The 17,794-nt window shown below is 38.5% G+C and carries 17 protein-coding genes and 1 riboswitch; of the genes, 1 reads left to right on the top strand and 16 read right to left on the bottom strand.

What is annotated here, in order from left to right; genetic code table 11:
- Positions 1 to 23 precede the first annotated feature (23 nt).
- Positions 24 to 800, top strand: coding sequence for an enoyl-ACP reductase (locus LG296_RS07605; protein ID WP_251400501.1), 777 nt, complete (start codon positions 24 to 26; stop codon positions 798 to 800).
- Positions 801 to 1,056: 256 nt separating this feature from the next.
- On the opposite strand, the gene LG296_RS07600 is transcribed toward LG296_RS07605, so the two are convergent.
- From LG296_RS07600 to LG296_RS07525, 16 genes are all read right to left on the bottom strand, one after another.
- A complete protein-coding gene (locus tag LG296_RS07600; protein WP_404427854.1) occupies positions 1,057 to 1,752 on the bottom strand; it encodes a redoxin domain-containing protein in 696 nt (231 codons plus the stop codon).
- A gap of 209 nt (positions 1,753 to 1,961) precedes the next feature.
- A complete protein-coding gene (glnA, locus tag LG296_RS07595; protein WP_107935340.1) occupies positions 1,962 to 3,296 on the bottom strand; it encodes a type I glutamate--ammonia ligase in 1,335 nt (444 codons plus the stop codon).
- Positions 3,297 to 3,346: 50 nt separating this feature from the next.
- Entirely contained in the window at positions 3,347 to 3,745 is a 399-nt protein-coding gene (locus tag LG296_RS07590) for a MerR family transcriptional regulator (RefSeq protein ID WP_107935339.1), read from the bottom strand.
- Positions 3,746 to 4,401: 656 nt separating this feature from the next.
- Positions 4,402 to 4,605 carry a hypothetical protein gene (locus tag LG296_RS07585; RefSeq protein WP_404427853.1) on the bottom strand — a complete coding sequence of 68 codons (204 nt, stop codon included), beginning with the start codon at positions 4,603 to 4,605 and terminating at the stop codon, positions 4,402 to 4,404.
- 407 nt (positions 4,606 to 5,012) lie between these two features.
- Entirely contained in the window at positions 5,013 to 5,597 is a 585-nt protein-coding gene (locus LG296_RS07580; protein WP_107935338.1) for an ECF transporter S component, read from the bottom strand.
- Positions 5,598 to 5,870: 273 nt separating this feature from the next.
- Positions 5,871 to 6,044: riboswitch (FMN riboswitch) on the bottom strand.
- Positions 6,045 to 6,153: 109 nt separating this feature from the next.
- The gene (locus LG296_RS07575) at positions 6,154 to 7,389 is read right to left on the bottom strand and encodes a hypothetical protein (RefSeq protein WP_404427852.1); all 1,236 of its coding nucleotides are present in this window, start codon (positions 7,387 to 7,389) and stop codon (positions 6,154 to 6,156) included.
- On the bottom strand, positions 7,386 to 7,919 hold the full coding sequence (locus LG296_RS07570) for an RNA polymerase sigma factor SigX (RefSeq protein ID WP_404427851.1): 534 nt from the start codon (positions 7,917 to 7,919) through the stop codon (positions 7,386 to 7,388). The genes LG296_RS07575 and LG296_RS07570 overlap by 4 nt, the downstream gene beginning before the upstream one ends.
- Positions 7,920 to 8,143: 224 nt before the next feature.
- The gene (locus tag LG296_RS07565; protein WP_404427850.1) at positions 8,144 to 9,919 is read right to left on the bottom strand and encodes an ATP-binding protein; all 1,776 of its coding nucleotides are present in this window, start codon (positions 9,917 to 9,919) and stop codon (positions 8,144 to 8,146) included.
- On the bottom strand, positions 9,912 to 10,628 hold the full coding sequence (locus tag LG296_RS07560) for a response regulator transcription factor (protein WP_107935334.1): 717 nt from the start codon (positions 10,626 to 10,628) through the stop codon (positions 9,912 to 9,914). Before LG296_RS07560 ends, LG296_RS07565 begins: the two co-directional genes overlap by 8 nt.
- A gap of 206 nt (positions 10,629 to 10,834) precedes the next feature.
- A complete protein-coding gene (ccsB, locus tag LG296_RS07555; protein ID WP_404427849.1) occupies positions 10,835 to 12,025 on the bottom strand; it encodes a c-type cytochrome biogenesis protein CcsB in 1,191 nt (396 codons plus the stop codon).
- Positions 12,022 to 13,680, bottom strand: a complete 1,659-nt coding sequence (locus tag LG296_RS07550; RefSeq protein WP_404427848.1) for a cytochrome c biogenesis protein ResB — start codon at positions 13,678 to 13,680, stop codon at positions 12,022 to 12,024. The genes ccsB and LG296_RS07550 overlap by 4 nt, the downstream gene beginning before the upstream one ends.
- A gap of 5 nt (positions 13,681 to 13,685) precedes the next feature.
- Positions 13,686 to 14,231: a thiol-disulfide oxidoreductase ResA gene (gene resA, locus LG296_RS07545; RefSeq protein ID WP_107935331.1), complete on the bottom strand. Its 546-nt coding sequence runs from the start codon at positions 14,229 to 14,231 to the stop codon at positions 13,686 to 13,688.
- A 117-nt stretch (positions 14,232 to 14,348) separates the two neighbouring features.
- Positions 14,349 to 15,083 (bottom strand): pseudouridine synthase, encoded by a 735-nt coding sequence (locus LG296_RS07540; RefSeq protein WP_404427847.1) that lies wholly within the window; start codon positions 15,081 to 15,083, stop codon positions 14,349 to 14,351.
- Positions 15,084 to 15,339: 256 nt separating this feature from the next.
- Positions 15,340 to 16,293 (bottom strand): D-alanyl-D-alanine carboxypeptidase family protein, encoded by a 954-nt coding sequence (locus tag LG296_RS07535; protein ID WP_107935383.1) that lies wholly within the window; start codon positions 16,291 to 16,293, stop codon positions 15,340 to 15,342.
- A gap of 118 nt (positions 16,294 to 16,411) precedes the next feature.
- Entirely contained in the window at positions 16,412 to 17,002 is a 591-nt protein-coding gene (gene scpB, locus LG296_RS07530; protein WP_235867649.1) for an SMC-Scp complex subunit ScpB, read from the bottom strand.
- Positions 16,977 to 17,750 carry a segregation/condensation protein A gene (locus LG296_RS07525; protein ID WP_404427846.1) on the bottom strand — a complete coding sequence of 258 codons (774 nt, stop codon included), beginning with the start codon at positions 17,748 to 17,750 and terminating at the stop codon, positions 16,977 to 16,979. Before LG296_RS07525 ends, scpB begins: the two co-directional genes overlap by 26 nt.
- Positions 17,751 to 17,794 lie beyond the last annotated feature (44 nt).

Raw genomic sequence — 17,794 nt, 5'->3', positions numbered from 1 at the left:
TATTTAGCAAAGGGGATCATCGGATGGATTTATTACAATTGAAGGACAAAAATATCGTTGTAATGGGCGTTGCCAATGAGCGTAGCATTGCATGGGGAATTGCTAAAAGACTTCTAGAAGTTGGGGCAAATGTGATTTTCACTTATCGAAAAGAACGTTCTAAAGGGAAAATTGAAAAAGTACTAGAAAACTATACAGACTATAATACTGCAGTTATCGAATGTGATGTTAATAGTGATGAAAGCATCACAAAAGCATTTGCACAAATCGGCGAACAATTTGGCACAGTTCACGGAATCGTTCACTCTGTTGCTTTTGCCCATGCAGAAGACTTAAAAAATCGCTTTGTAGAAACAACTCGTGAAGGCTATGCATTTGCACAGGACACAAGCGCCTATTCTTTAGTCGCAGTAGCAAATGCTGCCCGTCCATTCATGACAGAAGGTAGCTCAATCGTAACAATGAGTTACTTAGGCGGACAACGTGTTCTTGACGGATACAATGTCATGGGCGTTGCAAAAGCAGCACTCGAAGCCGCAATGCGTTACCTGGCAGCAGACCTTGGTGCAGAAGGAATTCGCGTTAACGCCATCTCAGCAGGTGCCATCCGCACATTAGCTGCAAAAGGTGTCCCAAGCTTCAACACAATCCTTCACAAAATTGAAGAAGAATCACCATTAAAACGCAACACAAACCAAGAAGAAGTAGCCGATATGACCCTAGTCATGTTAAGCGCCCTATCACGCGGCGTAACAGGCGAAACAATCTTCGTAGACTCTGGCTACAACATTATCGGATAAAAAAATGTGGACTAGCAATTTTGCACAATGCAGATTGCTAGTCCTTTTTTGATTGGCATGGGTGGGGCTGGGGTTGGTTGTGTTGGTATGATCGCTCTGGTGGATTTGTGGTCACATAGATGCGTTGATGATCACTGGATTGGCTTGTGATTACATAGATGCTTTTATGATCACATAAAAGGATTTGTAATCACATAAACACTTTTCGGATCACATGACCTCAAAATCAATTATTCGAGTCCTCTTCCCCAAGCTATTATGAGCTTAGCAATTTCGAGACTAGCATTTCCTCGGTTACAGGTCCCAATATTTGCTCGATAATCATTCCCTCTTCGTTAATAATCACACTGGTTGGAATGGATAGAACCTCGTAGTTGATTGACACATCTCCCTTTTCGTCTAGCAAAATAGGGAAACTGATGCTGTATTCATGTGCAAACTGTTTTACATGCTCTACCTTCAATTCCTGATCAGTAACATTAACCGCGAGAATTTCTATATTCTCATTATGGGCATGCTCTTCATAGAATTTTTGAATTGTCGGCATTTCCTTCACACAGGGAGGACACCAGGTTGTCCAAAAATTAATAAAAACCTTTTTCCCTTTTAAATCAGACAGCATAACCTTTTCGCCGTTTAGTGTTTTTAATTCAAAATTTGGCGCTTTCTCATTGAGTGCTACTACCTCCGTTTCTTGTTCATGCTCGTAATCATGGCCATCAACCTGCTCGTGGAACTCCGACTCATCAATTGACCGGTACTCTAAAATCTGCTCATCTTCATCAATTAAAGGCTGCTGACTTACTGCTTGTTCAAGAGAAGTTGATAAATCTTCATCAAACACTACATCCAGTTGTCTTTTATTATTTGAAAAAAAATGGGCCGAAATCGTATAAATTAGCGCAACTAAAACAATTAACGCAAAACAAATATTTACTATTTTTCTTGGCATACCATCCACCTAACTTTCAAACTCATTCTTCTACAAGTATATGAACGAAACCTAGTAAAATGAGCGATTATCTAATTTATCTTGCACTAATTAGATAATTCCAACCGCCTTTCTTTGGTGGGAAATTCAATAAGCTTGCACTATAAAAGTATCTTGAACCATAATAAAAACCGCCTCAATAATGAGACGGCTTCATTAACCCTTAAAGATTAGTACATTTTTAAATATTGATCACGTTCCCATGGGTGAACAGCTGTTCTGAACATATCGTATTCAATTTCTTTTGCTTCTTTATAGTTAGCGTAGATGTGTTCTCCAAGAGCACCTTTAATTACTTCATCTTTCTCTAACTCTGCTAAAGCTTCAAGTAATGAACCTGGTAAGCTGCTAATTCCGTTTTCTTCAAGCTCTGCAGCGTTCATCACATAAATGTTGCGATCCACTGGAGCTGGAGGAGTTAAACTGTTACGGATACCATCTAAACCAGCTTCTAATAGAGCAGCCATTGCTAAGTATGGGTTAGCCGCTGGATCTACAGAACGAACTTCAACACGTGTTGAAAGACCACGAGATGCTGGAATACGAATTAATGGTGAACGGTTACGAGCTGACCAAGCGATGTAACATGGCGCTTCATATCCCGGTACTAAACGTTTATAAGAGTTTACAACTGGGTTTGTTACAGCAGTGAACGCTTTCGCATGCTTCATAATACCAGCCATGAATTGACGAGCTGTTTCAGAAAGCTCTAAGTCAGCTTCTGGATCCCAGAATGCATTTTTATCGCCACTGAATAATGATAAGTTAGAGTGCATACCTGAACCGTTAACACCGAATAATGGTTTTGGCATGAATGTTGCATGTAAACCATGTTTACGAGCAATTGTTTTAACAACTAGCTTGAACGTTTGGATGTTGTCGCATGCTTCAACAGCGTTTGCATATTTGAAGTCGATTTCATGTTGACCAGGAGCAACCTCATGGTGAGAAGCTTCGATTTCAAAGCCCATTTCCTCAAGCTCTAACACGATATCACGACGGCAGTTTTCGCCAAGGTCAGTTGGTGCTAAGTCAAAGTAACCACCATCATCATTTAATTCTAATGTTGGTTCACCTTTTTCATCTAATTTGAATAAGAAGAATTCTGGCTCAGGCCCTAAGTTAAAGCTTGTGAAGCCTAACTCTTCCATGTTAGCTAATACACGTTTTAAGTTTGCACGTGGATCACCAGCGAACGGTGTTCCATCTGGGTTTGTGATGTCACAGATAAGTCGAGCTACTTTGCCTTTTTCAGCAGTCCAAGGGAAAATTACGAATGTATCTAAATCTGGTTTTAAATACATATCTGATTCTTCAATACGCACGAAACCTTCGATTGACGATCCATCAAACATCATTTTATCATCAAGGGCTTTATCTAATTGGCTTAATGGAATTTCTACGTTTTTAATAGTACCTAGAATGTCAGTAAATTGTAGACGAATATATTTTACGCCTTCATCTTTCACGATTTGTCTAATGTCTTCTTTTGTGTACTTAACCAATTAATCCACTCTCCTAATATTTAAAATTATTAAAAAATTTAAAATATAATTTACTCACCCTTCGCTTGGAAGAAGCGAGATAAATCTCCTTGCCTTAATGATGCTTTTTGCATAATCTGGGCTTGCTGCATTTCTTCACGTAATATCGCGCGAAGCTCTGAATCTGAAATTGCCATTTTGTTAGAAGATTTCACATTGTTGTTATTTTTTCTCATATCGAACACTTTTTTAATTCCTGCCATGTTGATACCCTGGTCAAGAAGTTCGCGAATTTCTAACAATGCATCTACATCGTCAAGTGAGAACATTCTACGATTGCCCTCTGATCTAGCAGGTTCAATTAGTTTATGTTCCTCGTAATATCGAATTTGTCTCGCAGTCAACTCCGTTAATTGCATTACCATGCTAATAGGGAGTAACGGCATAGCTCTTCGAAACTCTCGACTCATCGACATCTCCTCCCTTTCATACGTTTATTCTAAACTATGTTAATTATAATAGCAATACGATGTTAGAAAAAATAACATACAAAAATTAGATTTTATTAATCTAATTTTTAGATAATAGGAAAAGCTTACTGGCTGTAAGGATTTGTTGAATTTTGAGCTAGTTATAGGAAGATACACTGGATAGTCTTTTTGCCTAATCGCAGTTCACAAGGAGCTTTCATTTTGTGTGAGATATTGATATTTATATTGGAAAAGGCATGACATGGGAGCGTTTTTTCTAGAATTTTAATGTTTTAGATGGGTTATGTGGCATCTTTTGTTCTTTCGGGGGATTGCTTGCATTGCTACCTTTCGAAGCTTGGGCCAGCTTGAATTGTCGCAATAACTCTCGCTTTTCTACCTTTCGAAGCTTGGTCACTCTTGAATCGTCGCAATAACTCGGGCTTTACCACCTTCCGAAGCTCGGTCTTTCTTGAATTGTCGCAATAACTCGGGCTTTACCACCTTCCGAAGCTCGGTCACTCTTGCGACGTCGCAATAACTCTCGCTTTTCTACCTTCCAAAGCTCGGTCTCTCTTTATTCGTCTCAATAACTCGGGCTTTGCTCCTTTTCGAAGCTCGGTCACTCTTGAATCGTCTCAATAACTCGGGCTTTTCTACCTTTCGAGGCTTGCTTCCTCTTGGATTGTCGCAATACCCCCAATCTCACTACCATCCGAAGCCTGTTCCCGCTTGCACGTCGCAATACTATCTCTTTTGTTACCTTCTAAAGCAAGTTTAAGCTTGAAGAAGTTTACCACCTCCTCAACGAACACCATAATCAAGTACCAGCATCCAACAAACGACCGCCAAACTTCCACCTTGCTTTTTGGGGCACTAACAGCTCTCCTCTTTTACCGACATTCCTCCGATCACCCTTTTCAGAGCACTGACAGCTCTCCTCTTTTACCGATATTCCTCCGATCATTCTTTTCAGGGCACTGACACCTCTCCTCTTTTACCGATAACCCTCCGATCACCCTTTTCAGGGCACTGACATCACTCCTCTTTTACCGATAACCCTCCAATCATTCTTTTCGGGGCACTGACACCTCTCCTCTTTTACCGATATTCCTCCGAATTTGCTTTTCGTGGCACTGATCCCCCCTCTCTTACCGAGAATCCATCTCTACACACTTCAATCCCCAATCAACCTTCTTCACCATAACAAAAAAGCCGCCCATCAAGTCAATGTTAATTGACTTAACGAACAGCTTTCGTACTACTTTTATTTTATAAGGAAATATTGTGCTCTTTGGTTTTCGATCCATACTTTCATTGTACGGAATAGTAGGATAACGATGACCATGAGCATAATACCTTTTACGATATTGAACGGAAGGATACCTAACACAATTGTTTCTTTCATGTCGAATGTGCCCCATCCAAGGAAGTAAGAATACATTGGTAAGAAGGCAATATAGTTCAATAGGCTCATGCCTACTGACATAATGATTGTACCGGCCACTAAACCAAAGCTTAAGCCTTTGATTGTTGGGAACTTTTTATAAATGTAATAGACTGGTAGAATAAATAAAAGTCCTGTTGCAAAATTTGCCATATGCCCTACCGGAACTCCTGTTGGCGTGCCCGAGAAAATCCAGTCTAGAATGTTTTTAAATAGTTCTACCAGGATGCCAGCTAATGGACCCATTGTAATGGCAGCAATTAATGCAGGTACATCACTGAAGTCGATTTGCAGGAATGTTGGGAACCACGGTAATGGAAAATTCAGTAGCATTAAAATGAACGAGATGCTACTTAACATTGCGATTGTTACGAAAGAACGTAATTTAAGCTTTTGATTAAACATAATCAATCTCTCCTCTTTGCTGATTCAACTAAGCTAGAAGAAAGGACAGCCATTTTGTATTCCATTATTCTTTCCAATGAACAAATAAAATCCCTTACGCAAAAAATGCATAAGGGAGAAAATAGGCACATTGAAAATAAGAAAATTTGTACGTTAAATCAAGTATCCAAGTTCAAAAAATTAGATACTCAAATAGCAGTAAAGTAATGCATTTTTTCGCATTAGCAATACTATAACGCACAGCTTCCTTCGAATAACGAAAAGAGACCGTACCTTCACCTTCTCCCATCCAGACTATACTGTCGGCTTTGGAATCACACCAAATCCTGCTCAAAATCAAGCTCGCGGGCTGAAGAAGCTTTTGTGCAATATCCTCCAAGTGAATGGTCAGAAATCGCAGCTTCTATTACCGCCGGTCGGGAATTACACCCTGCCCCGAAGATGAATCAATATTTAATTTGATATTACAGTCTCATTATATCTCGACTTTGAGATGTTGTAAAGATGAAAAAGTTAGCTAATTCCTACTCAATTACTAAACTTTTTTCGTTATTTATTATTTAAACACAGTCCAAAACGAGATTTCATTTGCTCCTAGAGGCTTTGGAAGTGGTGCAGAAAAATCAAATCCTTGCCACTGGGTTTGAGCAATATTCTTAAATTGTACGGCCATATCAAAATTCGCTGCTGTTAGCAAAATTCCTTCAATCATTTGCATCGCTTCAGCCTGCTCAAAACCATCCAAATCGACCTCTTCTTTAAATTGAACGGTTGCCGTTTGCCCTTCAACAGTTACTTCATAATCTACATTAGGTAAAATGACAGACTGATAAATGTCATTCGTTTCTTCCTTCATTGATATAAGAGCATCCTCTATTGTTGTAAAGGCTTCTCTATTATTAGGAGCTAAATACGATGTGCCATCAGCCTGTGTATATCGATAGTAATTATATTGGGTGGTTTCACCATTCAATGCAATTGGTGCTGCTGGCTCCCCTACTTCGCTAAATATAAAGGCCGAGCCTTCTTCATCCATCATCGTTACTTCTTCATAGCTGTTACTAAATGTATCGACCAACGAAGAAAAATAAGTTGTCAGAGAGGCAGAAGCCATATCATAGATTTGATCGTTTGGTAATGTGTGAACGACTTGATCTCCTAATTCAGAAATTGTTCCAACATATGGATGATAATCAGTAAAACCGATCGCACTTTCGTTAAATAGTGGTGCATAATGGTTGTAAATCTCGACCCCTGTTGGCGTTACATCACCAAAATCCTTTTGTATTCTGTCATTTGGAATTAGTACAGTTATTGGCAAACTATCTGCAGCGTCACTTGATAACCCTAATTTAAATACCGTATGCCCATCAAGCTCTTCAGGGTATACAGCTGTACGATTGTCCCCATTTTCTGAAGTAAATATAGTCATGCCTGCACTAGAATCTTCAGCAGTCGATTCTGAGCTTTTCATCTCTCGCTCCATATCCATCGATTCACTATTCTCTACTTGTGCACTTTCTTCAGCTGAATCGAAAGAAGAATTTTCATTCAAAAACGAAGGAATGATAATAGCCAGTAATAGAACAGCAGCAATTGAAACAGCTATAGGCATCCATTTGACCTTTTTACTCGTGTCTTTTTGAGTGTTTGTACTTAAAGGCTCATCATCAAGTTGACCGTCTTCTTTTAGACGATTTAACACGTCTTCTTTTGACCGCTGATCATGAATCTTTGGTACTTTACTTAGCATGTCTTCTATATTCTTGTCTTCCCACTTATCATGACTCATTGATTTGCCTCCTTTTGTTCTGTCGTATTTGTTAATATTTCACGTAGCCTATGGATAGCTCGATGCTGAGTAGTTTTAACCTTACCCTCTGTCCAGCTTAGAACTTGAGCTGTTTCGGCAATCGATAATTCTTGAAAATAGCGCATAATAATGACCATTTTTTGATCACCTGTACATTTCTCTAAAGCATCTAATAAATCACGCATGTCATCATTGAGCTCAGTTAAAACTTCTGGTGATTTTGTTGGTGAGACAAGCTGATCAGTCTCCCAGTTAAAAGCGTCAAATGCATGTGAGGAACGTACCGCATTTTTTCTGAAATAATCGATTGCTACATTTTTGGCAATGGCAAATAGCCATGTCTTCTCTGAGCTTCTTCCCTGAAATCGCTCATAGGATTTTAAAACTCTCACATAAACCTCATGCGATAAATCTTCAGCAACCGTTCGATTTTTAACCATATAAATTAAAAATTGGAAGACATCCTGATGGTATGAATCATATAAACGATGGAAAATGGATTCATTCAATCCAAGCCACCCCCGTTCTTATTAGATTTGTCGTATTTTAAGTAAAAAAGTTTCAGTTAAATAAAAAGCTTCCCAGTCTTTAACATGTAAGTATCTCATTGAAAATATACCCTACTCTATACAAAAAGGTATCCCTAAAGTTTTATTCACATACTTTAGAGATACCCGAAACTACAGCTAATAGCTACAAAATTTGCAAAATTTCATTCAACAAATTACTGACTTTATAATGGTAAGTAGAACGTAAAGGTTGTGCCTTGTCCTACTACACTATCGACACGAATATTCCCTTTATGAGCTTCTACAATATTTTTTGCAATAGCAAGTCCTAGTCCAGTACCACCCTTAGAACGAGTCCGTGCTTTGTCAGCCTTATAGAATCGTTCAAAAACATATGGTAAATCCTCTAGAGGAATCCCTTCCCCCGTATCGGCTACTTGGATTTTGGCATAAGAAAGCTCCTGCTCAACAGAGACTTTTACACTGCCTTCAGTTGGCGTATGACGGATTGCGTTGTCTATCAAATTAGTAAGGACTTGTTCAATTCGGTCTTCATCCATACTAATTTGGACATTTTCATCAAGATCTCCTTTAAATTGCAGCTGTACTCTCTTTTCTCTTGCTACCTGAGAGAACTTTTGAGTAATTCGCTCCACAACATGAACAATCTCAACCTCGTCCTTATAAAGAGTCGTATGTCCATTTTCCATGCGCGCTAAATCAAGTAAATCATTTACAAGGCGTCCCATACGCTGGGATTCATCATAGATAATACGGGTGATTTCATTGCGCTCATCCTCACCAGATACGACATCATCTATTAACGCTTCCGAATACCCCTGCAGCATCGCAATCGGCGTTCGAAGCTCGTGCGATACATTGGCAATAAAATCAGAACGTAATTTTTCTAAACGGATACGCTCGGTCATATCTCGAATCACAGCTATAGCACCACGAATGGATTGTTCACTATTTTTTAACGGGCTAATTGTAATACGGTAATAAGAGCCGTCGATTTCGATATCTTCCTCTAATTTATCCTCAAAGCTTAGAACATGCTCTAGCATTTCATAGATTTCCTGCGGCATTGGGTAATCCGTTTCACTTTTCTTTTGGATAAACCATTTTTGAAGCAATTTTTCTGCCGGTGGATTGCTAAGAAGAATCGTTTTATCACGGTTAAAGGTAATTACACTGTCTGTCATAGATGTTAACACACTAGCTAATTGCTCTTTTTCTTGATTGATCACCTCTAAATGATGCTTGAGTTGACGCCCCATTTGGTTAAAGGCGACTGCTAATTGACCAATTTCATCATTTTGCGTTGTTGGCAAGGTTTCATCGAATTTACCTTTTGCTAGCTCGAAGGCGTGCTCACGCATTTTACGAAGTGGCCACGTTATTCGAGAAGAAAGGAAAAATGCGAAAAACGTTGTTAATACAAAGGCGATAAACGCTGATAGAAAAACAATTTTCGTAGTTTCCTGAGATGTTTTATGAAGCGCACTTGGATTTTGATAAATAAAGATTGCTCCATGCACTGTTTCATCACTCTTCAAGGGATAGCTCAACACAATATAAGTTTCCATCTTGCCTTCCTCTAATTGAGAAGGTAAAATCATCCGATCCAAAATTGGCTCAGTTGATTCGAAGATTTCATTAAAATTTTTGTTTTTTAATATGCTATTTTGGATTTGGATGCTATTAAGTCCCGTTTGAAAGGTAGAAACAACTTCTTTTTCCTGGGAAGCGATGAATGCATTTGTGTCATCCGTTATCATTTCATTGATAATCTCGTCAGTTAACTGCTCTAGATCGTAATTATCAACGATACTTGCGATAGTTGAGGCTGTTTGCCTTAAGGAAATATCAGCTTGCTCCTGATGATAGTCTTCTAGAAACTCCAGCATTAAAACAGTAAAGACGAACAATACAAACGAAACGAGAAGCAATATGGTTAACCATAGCTTCCCGACAATACTGCTCCATATTCTATTCATTTACAACCTCAAATTTATAGCCTACGCCCCAAACAGTGACAATCATTTTAGCAGCATCCTCTGACACACGGTTTAGCTTCTCACGTAAACGTTTAACATGAGTATCAACTGTACGTAAGTCTCCGAAGAAATCGTAATGCCATACTTCTTTTAGTAATTGCTCACGGTCAAATACCTTATCTGGTGCTTTCGCTAAGAAGTATAATAACTCATACTCTTTTGGCGTTAAGTTCACTTCTATTCCATCTGCCGACACTCTATGTGCATCATGGTCGATCGTTAGATGCGGGAATACCACTAGATCTTTAGATGTAGTAGGGGTTGTAACAGGTGAAAATGCTGAAGATCGTCGTAAAATCGCTTTCAGACGTAAAATCACTTCTCTAGGACTAAACGGTTTCACTATATAATCATCTGCACCAAGCTCAAACCCTTGTACACGGTTTGCTTCCTCGCCCTTAGCAGTTAATAAAATAATTGGTGTTGTTTTTTCTAAACGAAGCTCCTCACAGACTTGCAAGCCATCTTTTTCTGGCATCATAATATCCAAAAGTATACAATGATAATCTTTTTCTAACGCCATTGTGAGAGCCATTTCCCCATTCTCAGCTTCATCTACGATATACCCTTCACGTTCAAGGTACATTCTTAATAAGCGGCGAATACGATCCTCATCATCTACTACTAACACAGAAATATTTTCAGACATAGGTTTTACCCCTCTCATTCTTTCTCTTTCCTATTGTACAATTTCATGTCGAAAATTTAAAGAATATAATAGAAATCTTAACTTGACACTACCAATTTAGATTTATGGAAGAAAGCTTTGCTGATCGCTAAGTATCTCAGTAAAAAGCCAGATCCTCCTAAAAAGAAAGTTCTCCCCATTTCTGAGAAGAACTTTCGACATTTCCTTTATGCTGCGTAAGAGTGTAAACCAGCAATTACTAAGTTTACAACGATTAAGTTAAAGAGAATAATTGCAAAGCCAATAACCGCAAGCCATGCAGATTTTTTCCCTTCCCATCCTTTTGATAGACGCAAATGCAGGTAAGCAGCATAGAATAGCCATGTAATCAGAGCCCAAACCTCTTTTGGATCCCAGCCCCAATAACGTCCCCATGCTTCCTGTGCCCAAATCATTGCAAAGACTAGTGCTCCTAAAGTAAAGACAGGGAAACCGATCAATACTGAACGATAGCCAACTTCGTCTAATAGGTTTAAATTAACTTTTTGCACTAAAGGATGTAGCATATCAAGAATACTTTTGCGTGTAACTAATCGAACCAATATATAGATTACTGAACCAATGATGAAAGCCCAGAATACTGTAGTTAATTTTTTCGCATTAATAACAGCTGGCATTTCAAAAATCGGCTCCATTGCATTGTCTGTTAACAACGTAGAGTCATTCATACCAAATACAGCTGGCATATAGTACGTAATTTCTTTTTCACTATCCTGTGTATCAATATAAGTAAAGTCTGCTTCATAGCCAATACCCTTGAAAATTACCGTTGCAAGAATAAATCCTACTACTAAAACACCGAAGTAAAGTACTGCTTCCATCCAGAAACGACTTTTAGATTTCTTCTTCGGATCAACGGCTTTTAATAGATAGACTAATCCCGCCACAGCACTTATGGCTAAAATCGATTGTCCCATTGCTGCTGTAATAACGTGAACCGTTAACCAATAGCTTTGAAGTGAAGGAACAAGAGGATCCACACTCGTTGGGAACATCGCAGCATAACCGATTATTAAGATGGCAACCGGTAATGCCACAAGACCAAGTGCTGTTAAACGATACATATAGTAAATTAAAATAAATGCCGCAATGATGAACATACCAAACGCTGTAGTAAACTCAAACATATTACTTACAGGTGCATGTCCTTTATAAATCCAGCGGGTAATGAAGTAACCTAGATGTGCCAATAACCCAATAATCGTAACGATTATGGCTAATCTTCCCCATTTATCTGCACGATTTACCGCACCATCAGGTTTATTACTTTTAATAGCACCGCCAAATAGTAATGTCCCTACCAAATAGGCGATAAATGCTACAAATAGTAGGTTCCCACTTAAACTAATTAAACTCATAAGGTGCTGTCACCTTCCTTTTCTTTTTCTTCGTCTTCCCCATCGTCAGACTGATCGATATATTGAGGCAGATGTGCAGATTCAGTTAGTGAATCTAAATCTTTCTTTATACCAAACCAGTTTTTGTTTGTATGTGCTGCTAGACGAATTGTCCCATCCTCTAGCTGCTCTACCCAAATACGACGGTGATTCCAATAAGAACCGATTGCTACTCCAATCATAAAGATTGCTCCACCAATTGCAAGCATTGGTATTGAGCTGTCCTTATGAACTGTTAAACCAGACATATTTCTTGTTTCAACACTTTGGAATTCCATTTTGTGAGCATTATCACCATTAGGTTCGATTGTTTGCTGAATCGCTACAAAGCTTACTTCACCCTCTGGTTTTTCTGGTGTTGTCATTTTAAAGATAAATGCTGGATTATTAGGAGTTGGCGTTGCCGTTTGTGGCTCCCCATCCTCAAAGCCTGAGAAGTCAGGGTAATAGCCTAATAATTGAACCTTAGTTTGTTCGTCAATTACATACTCATCTTGAGGATTAGTTAAGTCTACACTTACAGCACCTAAAGATTCCCCTGATTCCTTATTTGTCAGTTCAAAATTCATTGTTTTAATTTCATTTAAACGGAAGTCCATTTGATAGAAGGAATAACCATCATGCTGAAGTGGATGATTTACTCGAATTTCGTATTCCTTCACTAATTCTAAGTTATCCGCCTTACCTGCAACTGAATCTTCAGTTTGTTTATATAACTTTGCGTTAGTTTGATAGTTTTTTGCAACAACATTCACACCTTGTAGCTCTTGGTTTTCTGTTGTCTCATTATCATGTAATTCTAATATGAATTTTTCATTCTCTATAAAATAGCCTTCCATACCAGGAACTGCACGCATTTCACCTTCACGTACCCACATTGACTCATCTACATAGAATCCAGGAACAAGTCGAAGCATTACTGCAGCTAGGAAGGTAATTAAACCAACATGATTTATGTATGGGCCATAACGAGAAAAGCGACCACGCTCAGCAAGTAGGGCATTGCCATCACGTCGAACCTTGTATTTTAGCTTTTTCATATTTTCTTCAACGATGTACAACGTTTTAGCTGAATCGCCGTCAGTAATAGCACCTTCAGAAATGATTCGCTGACGCTTCATAAAGCTGGCATGTCGTTTTACACGCTGATTTTTTAGAGATTTGTGTAACGGGATTCCTCGGTCAATACTAGCCACGATAATCGAGATCGCGAGCATCCCCACTAGGATTTGGAACCACCAAGAACTATAGACATCTGAAAGTCCGAGCTCATAGTATAGCTTCCCTAAAGAACCGTAATTTTGCTCATAATACTCAGCTTTTTGAGCCTCTGTTGAAACACTGATATAAAACTCCTGCGGAAAAATCGTCCCGATTGATGCTGCAACTAGATTAATGATAATTAGGGTAATACCTACTTTTACACTTGAAAAGAAGTTCCAGATTTTATCAACAATCGACTTATTGCGCGTTTTTGAACGGATGGCAGCACCATCGTATTTCATATCAAGAATTTTACTCGTTTTTGCTTCTTCTGTTAGTGGTCGACCACACTTTCCACAAAGCTTGGTACCTGCTGGATTTTCATGACCACAAACACAAATAATTTTTTCCATATAAATTACTCCTGTTCTGGCTTAATTGATTCCATATATGAGGCGATTTGTGCTTCGCTCATTTCACCAGTAATAATTTTTTCAACTCTACCTTCAGGATTGATCAGGATTGTTGTAGGCAATGGATTGACATTGTATGCCGTCATCACCGCTTTAGTATTATCAATAACAGCAGGGAAGTGAACATCTAAGCTTTCAAGAAACTTTTTCACTTCAAATTCTGTTTGAGCAATATTAACCGTTAATACTTCAACGCCTTGCTCTTTGTAGCTTGCATATTGACGGGACATGGCTGGCATCTCTTTTTTACATGGTTCACACCAAGTTCCCCAGAAATTTAAGAAGACCCCCTTGCCCTCATAATCCGAAAGGCGATGTTTTAAACCGCTTTCATATAAATCCACTAGTTCAAAATCGGGTGCTTTGTCGCCAACCTGCAGCACTTTCACCTTGTCATTTGTCGCAGACGTATAGACTGCATATACAATTGCTGCTAAAAGAACAACGAGAATAACACCACGAGTTATTGAACGTTTCTTTTTTTTATCCATATGTCGTTTCCTCCCTGCGAAAACTATACAATCTTTTTTATTATAGCAAACTCAAAAAACGCATTTGCTATTGTTTTTGACTGAATTATGAACGTTTTCACGGACTGTCATTTTTACTTAATCAATTTTACCTGTATCAGATAGTACACGAAGTAATTTCACTTCATGCTTTGTCAACTCTCTGTATTCACCTGGTACCAAGCCACCTAGATCTAGAAAAGCAAAACGCTCACGCTTAAGTTTTACAACTGGTGTCCCAATTGCTTCAAACATGCGACGAACCTGGCGATTTCTACCCTCATGGATTGTAATCTCACAAATCGCTTTACCAGCTTGTTCATCAAAGGATGTCATACTCACCTTGGCTGGTGCTGTTTTTCCATCCTCTAATTTGATACCACGTTGCAGTTTTTTCAGACCATCAATTGTTGGTACACCTTTTACACGAGCGATATATGTTTTATCGATTTTGAATTTAGGATGTGTCATTTGATATGCAAATTCTCCATCATTCGTTAGCAGCAATAATCCAGACGTATCATAGTCCAAACGACCAACTGGGAAAATACGTTGATGTACATGTTTTTTAAAGAGATCCGTTACTGTTTTTCTGCCTTTGTCATCCGTAACAGCAGAGATGATACCTCTAGGTTTGTATAGTAGGAAGTATACTTTGTCCTCTTTTTCAAGCTTTACGCCATTTACTTCAATTGTGTCTGAATTCGATACTTTCGTACCTAGCTCCTTTACCACTTTTCCATTTACTTTTACTTTTCCTTCAACTATTAATTCTTCTGCTTTACGCCTTGAAGCTACACCAGCATAAGCTATTACTTTTTGTAATCTTTCCATTGTCTCCACCTCATTCATCCGTGTAAGCACATATAAGTCTGCCTCAAAATTATGTCATATTCTACCGCATTATTAAAGAAAAACAGCTTATTCCAAAAGTTGTTTAACTATTTTGAAAGGAGATGGAAATCCCCTAGCTCGATTGTATTTAATCCGGTCTATTTCATTTTTCGACATTTTTCTCTAAGTATGCAAAAAATAAGACTGCTCTCACGCAGTCCTAAATACTAACAGCAGTTCAATCGTACTTCATTTTTTATTTCACATTTACTCTTGCAGCATAAATACTTTCATCATTTAACATAACATGCCAAATACCAAATTGCCCTTGTTTTCTTGACAAATGAAGCACATTTCGAACTTCTTTCGCTTCTTGCTTATTAAGAAGAATGGAAATTGGCTGTGCTAGCTCTACAGATTTCTCTTCTGTTGCTTGATATTTTCCTTTGTCTGCAACAGTGACATACTCATAGTTATCAAAAATTTTATTTGCAAGTCCTTTATGTACTTGCCAATCATTTGATTCACTCAAGGTAACGACAATTACCTTTTTGTTATCCTGTTCAAAATAGGTTGCTAATGTTCTGCCAGCAACTTTTGTGAAGCCCGTCTTCCCTGATACCGCACCAACCTGCTGGCGTAATAAACGGTGTTTGTTTTGCCAAGTAACTCCTTTTGACGGCTCTTTATAGTTAATTGTTGAAGAAACCTTTTTAAAGGTTTCGTTTTGCAGGGCAATCCTTAGCATTTGTGCTGTATCGTAGGCTGAAGAAAGATGAATATCATTATGCAAACCAGATGGATTAGTGAAATCTGTATTATTTAAACCGTATAAATCCGCTTTTTCATTCATCAAATCAACAAATCCTTCAAGTGAGCCTCCTGCATGCTCTGCTAAAGCATAAGCAGCATCATTACCTGATCTAAGCATTAACCCGTAAAGTAACGATTCTACTTTGATTTTCTCACCTGGCTCCAAATAGATAGATGAGCCCTCGCTTAAGGCTGCTCTTTGAGTGATCTCCACTTCATCATCCAGCTTACTATTTTCAATCGCAATAAGAGCTGTCCAAATTTTCGTCAAGCTAGCAATCGGCATTCGAGTATGGGGACTGCTTCCTTCTAATAATCTTCCTGTTTCTGCATCAATTACAGCATAGGAAGCACTTGCTGCTTGAGTTACAGAGAAAAATACAACCATCATACACATAAACGCAAAAAAGACTTTTGCAATTTTCTTCAACAAGCCACTCCTTTTTTAAAATCAAGATACATTTTTCGTCCAATCATCTTATGCTCCGTTGAAGGCATTTGATGAATGAGGATAGTTATTCTTGAGAATTGAACGCTTCTTGGAACTTGGTCATAAATAGATCTGATTCTTCATTTTCATCGACTGCATTTCCTTCTGGTAATGGAGGAAGCTCCGTTAAATCCTTTAGACCGAAATAATTCAGGAATTCCTTGGTTGTTCCGTAAAGAATTGCACGACCTGTCCCTTCTGCTCTGCCGACTTCTTGTACAAGAGCACGAGAGACGAGGGTTTGAATCGGTCTTTCACTTTTCACACCACGTAAATCCTCAATTTCAGTTCTCGTGATGGGCTGCTTGTACGCAATAATTGCTAAAACCTCTAGCGATGCTGTTGAAAGAACCTGGCTATTTGGGTTTTCAACTAGCTTTTTAATGGTATCGGCCATTTCTGGTTTTGTTGTCAGTTGGTATGTACCAGCTAATGTTTTTAAGGTTACACCGCGTTCCTCTGCTTCACTATAGTTTGTTTCAAGCTCACTTAATGCTGCTTCAATTTCCATCAGATCGACGTCTAATAATTGAGAGAGTTGTTTGGCAGTCATGCCCTCATCCCCTACTACGAAAAGTAGAGCCTCAATTTTACTCATCAAACTGTTCAAGTTCATCGCCAAGATCCTCCTTTTGTAAAGTCACTGTTAAGTCTTCGAAGTTATTTTCCTGCTCTACAAAAACGACATGGCGCTTCATTAGCTCGAGTAATGATAAAAAAGTTACAATCATTGTAGATTTATCTTCATATGGGAATAGATCAGAAAATTTAGATTTACCACCATTTAGTTTTAAGGAATCAATAACTGCAATCATTTGGGCTTTTACCGAAATTTCTTGCCTTGCCACTCTTGTTGATAATGGTTTTTTCAATTGTTTACGACGCAGCAGCTTTTGAAAAGCACTTAGCATATCGTATACATTGACATTCATATCAAAGAGCGCAAGCTGTTCATCTGGAACAAAGCCTGTTAGATCGCTTGGTGTGCGCGTAAATACTTGAGCACGATTTTCTTCTAGCTCCTTAAATTCTACGGCTGCTTCTTTATATTTTTTATATTCGATTAGTTTGGATACAAGCTCCTCACGTGGGTCAGGTCCATCTACCTCAAATTCCGCATCTTCCATTTCACCTTCATGTATTGGAAGAAGCATGCGGCTTTTAATGGCCAGTAGTGTTGCTGCCATCACCAAATATTCACTTGCTTCGTTTAACTCAAGTTCTTTCATAGTGTGTATATGATCAATATATTGTGCAGTTAGCTCTGCCATTGGAATATCATATATATCAATTTCCAAACGATGAATTAAGTGCAATAATAAATCAAGAGGTCCTGTAAAGGCATCTAATTTTACTTCATACATGTGTCAACCACCTGACGTTTGTTCGTTTTCTTTTATATATAAGA

The organism is Ureibacillus chungkukjangi, from assembly GCF_044795995.1.
Lineage (GTDB): Bacteria > Bacillota > Bacilli > Bacillales_A > Planococcaceae > Ureibacillus > Ureibacillus chungkukjangi.
This window is presented reverse-complemented; position numbering and strand designations above follow the sequence as displayed.

Coding starts and splice junctions, on each gene's coding strand:
- scpB (WP_235867649.1), bottom strand. CDS start 17,002: ATGAACTTGAACAGTTTGATGAGTAAAATTGAGGCTCTACTTTTCGTA.
- LG296_RS07565 (WP_404427850.1), bottom strand. CDS start 9,919: ATGAATAGAATATGGAGCAGTATTGTCGGGAAGCTATGGTTAACCATA.
- LG296_RS07560 (WP_107935334.1), bottom strand. CDS start 10,628: ATGTCTGAAAATATTTCTGTGTTAGTAGTAGATGATGAGGATCGTATT.
- resA (WP_107935331.1), bottom strand. CDS start 14,231: ATGGATAAAAAAAAGAAACGTTCAATAACTCGTGGTGTTATTCTCGTT.
- LG296_RS07580 (WP_107935338.1), bottom strand. CDS start 5,597: ATGTTTAATCAAAAGCTTAAATTACGTTCTTTCGTAACAATCGCAATG.
- LG296_RS07540 (WP_404427847.1), bottom strand. CDS start 15,083: ATGGAAAGATTACAAAAAGTAATAGCTTATGCTGGTGTAGCTTCAAGG.
- LG296_RS07575 (WP_404427852.1), bottom strand. CDS start 7,389: ATGAGTCATGATAAGTGGGAAGACAAGAATATAGAAGACATGCTAAGT.
- LG296_RS07590 (WP_107935339.1), bottom strand. CDS start 3,745: ATGAGTCGAGAGTTTCGAAGAGCTATGCCGTTACTCCCTATTAGCATG.
- LG296_RS07550 (WP_404427848.1), bottom strand. CDS start 13,680: ATGGAAAAAATTATTTGTGTTTGTGGTCATGAAAATCCAGCAGGTACC.
- LG296_RS07525 (WP_404427846.1), bottom strand. CDS start 17,750: ATGTATGAAGTAAAATTAGATGCCTTTACAGGACCTCTTGATTTATTA.
- LG296_RS07600 (WP_404427854.1), bottom strand. CDS start 1,752: ATGCCAAGAAAAATAGTAAATATTTGTTTTGCGTTAATTGTTTTAGTT.
- ccsB (WP_404427849.1), bottom strand. CDS start 12,025: ATGAGTTTAATTAGTTTAAGTGGGAACCTACTATTTGTAGCATTTATC.
- LG296_RS07605 (WP_251400501.1), top strand. CDS start 24: ATGGATTTATTACAATTGAAGGACAAAAATATCGTTGTAATGGGCGTT.
- LG296_RS07535 (WP_107935383.1), bottom strand. CDS start 16,293: ATGTGTATGATGGTTGTATTTTTCTCTGTAACTCAAGCAGCAAGTGCT.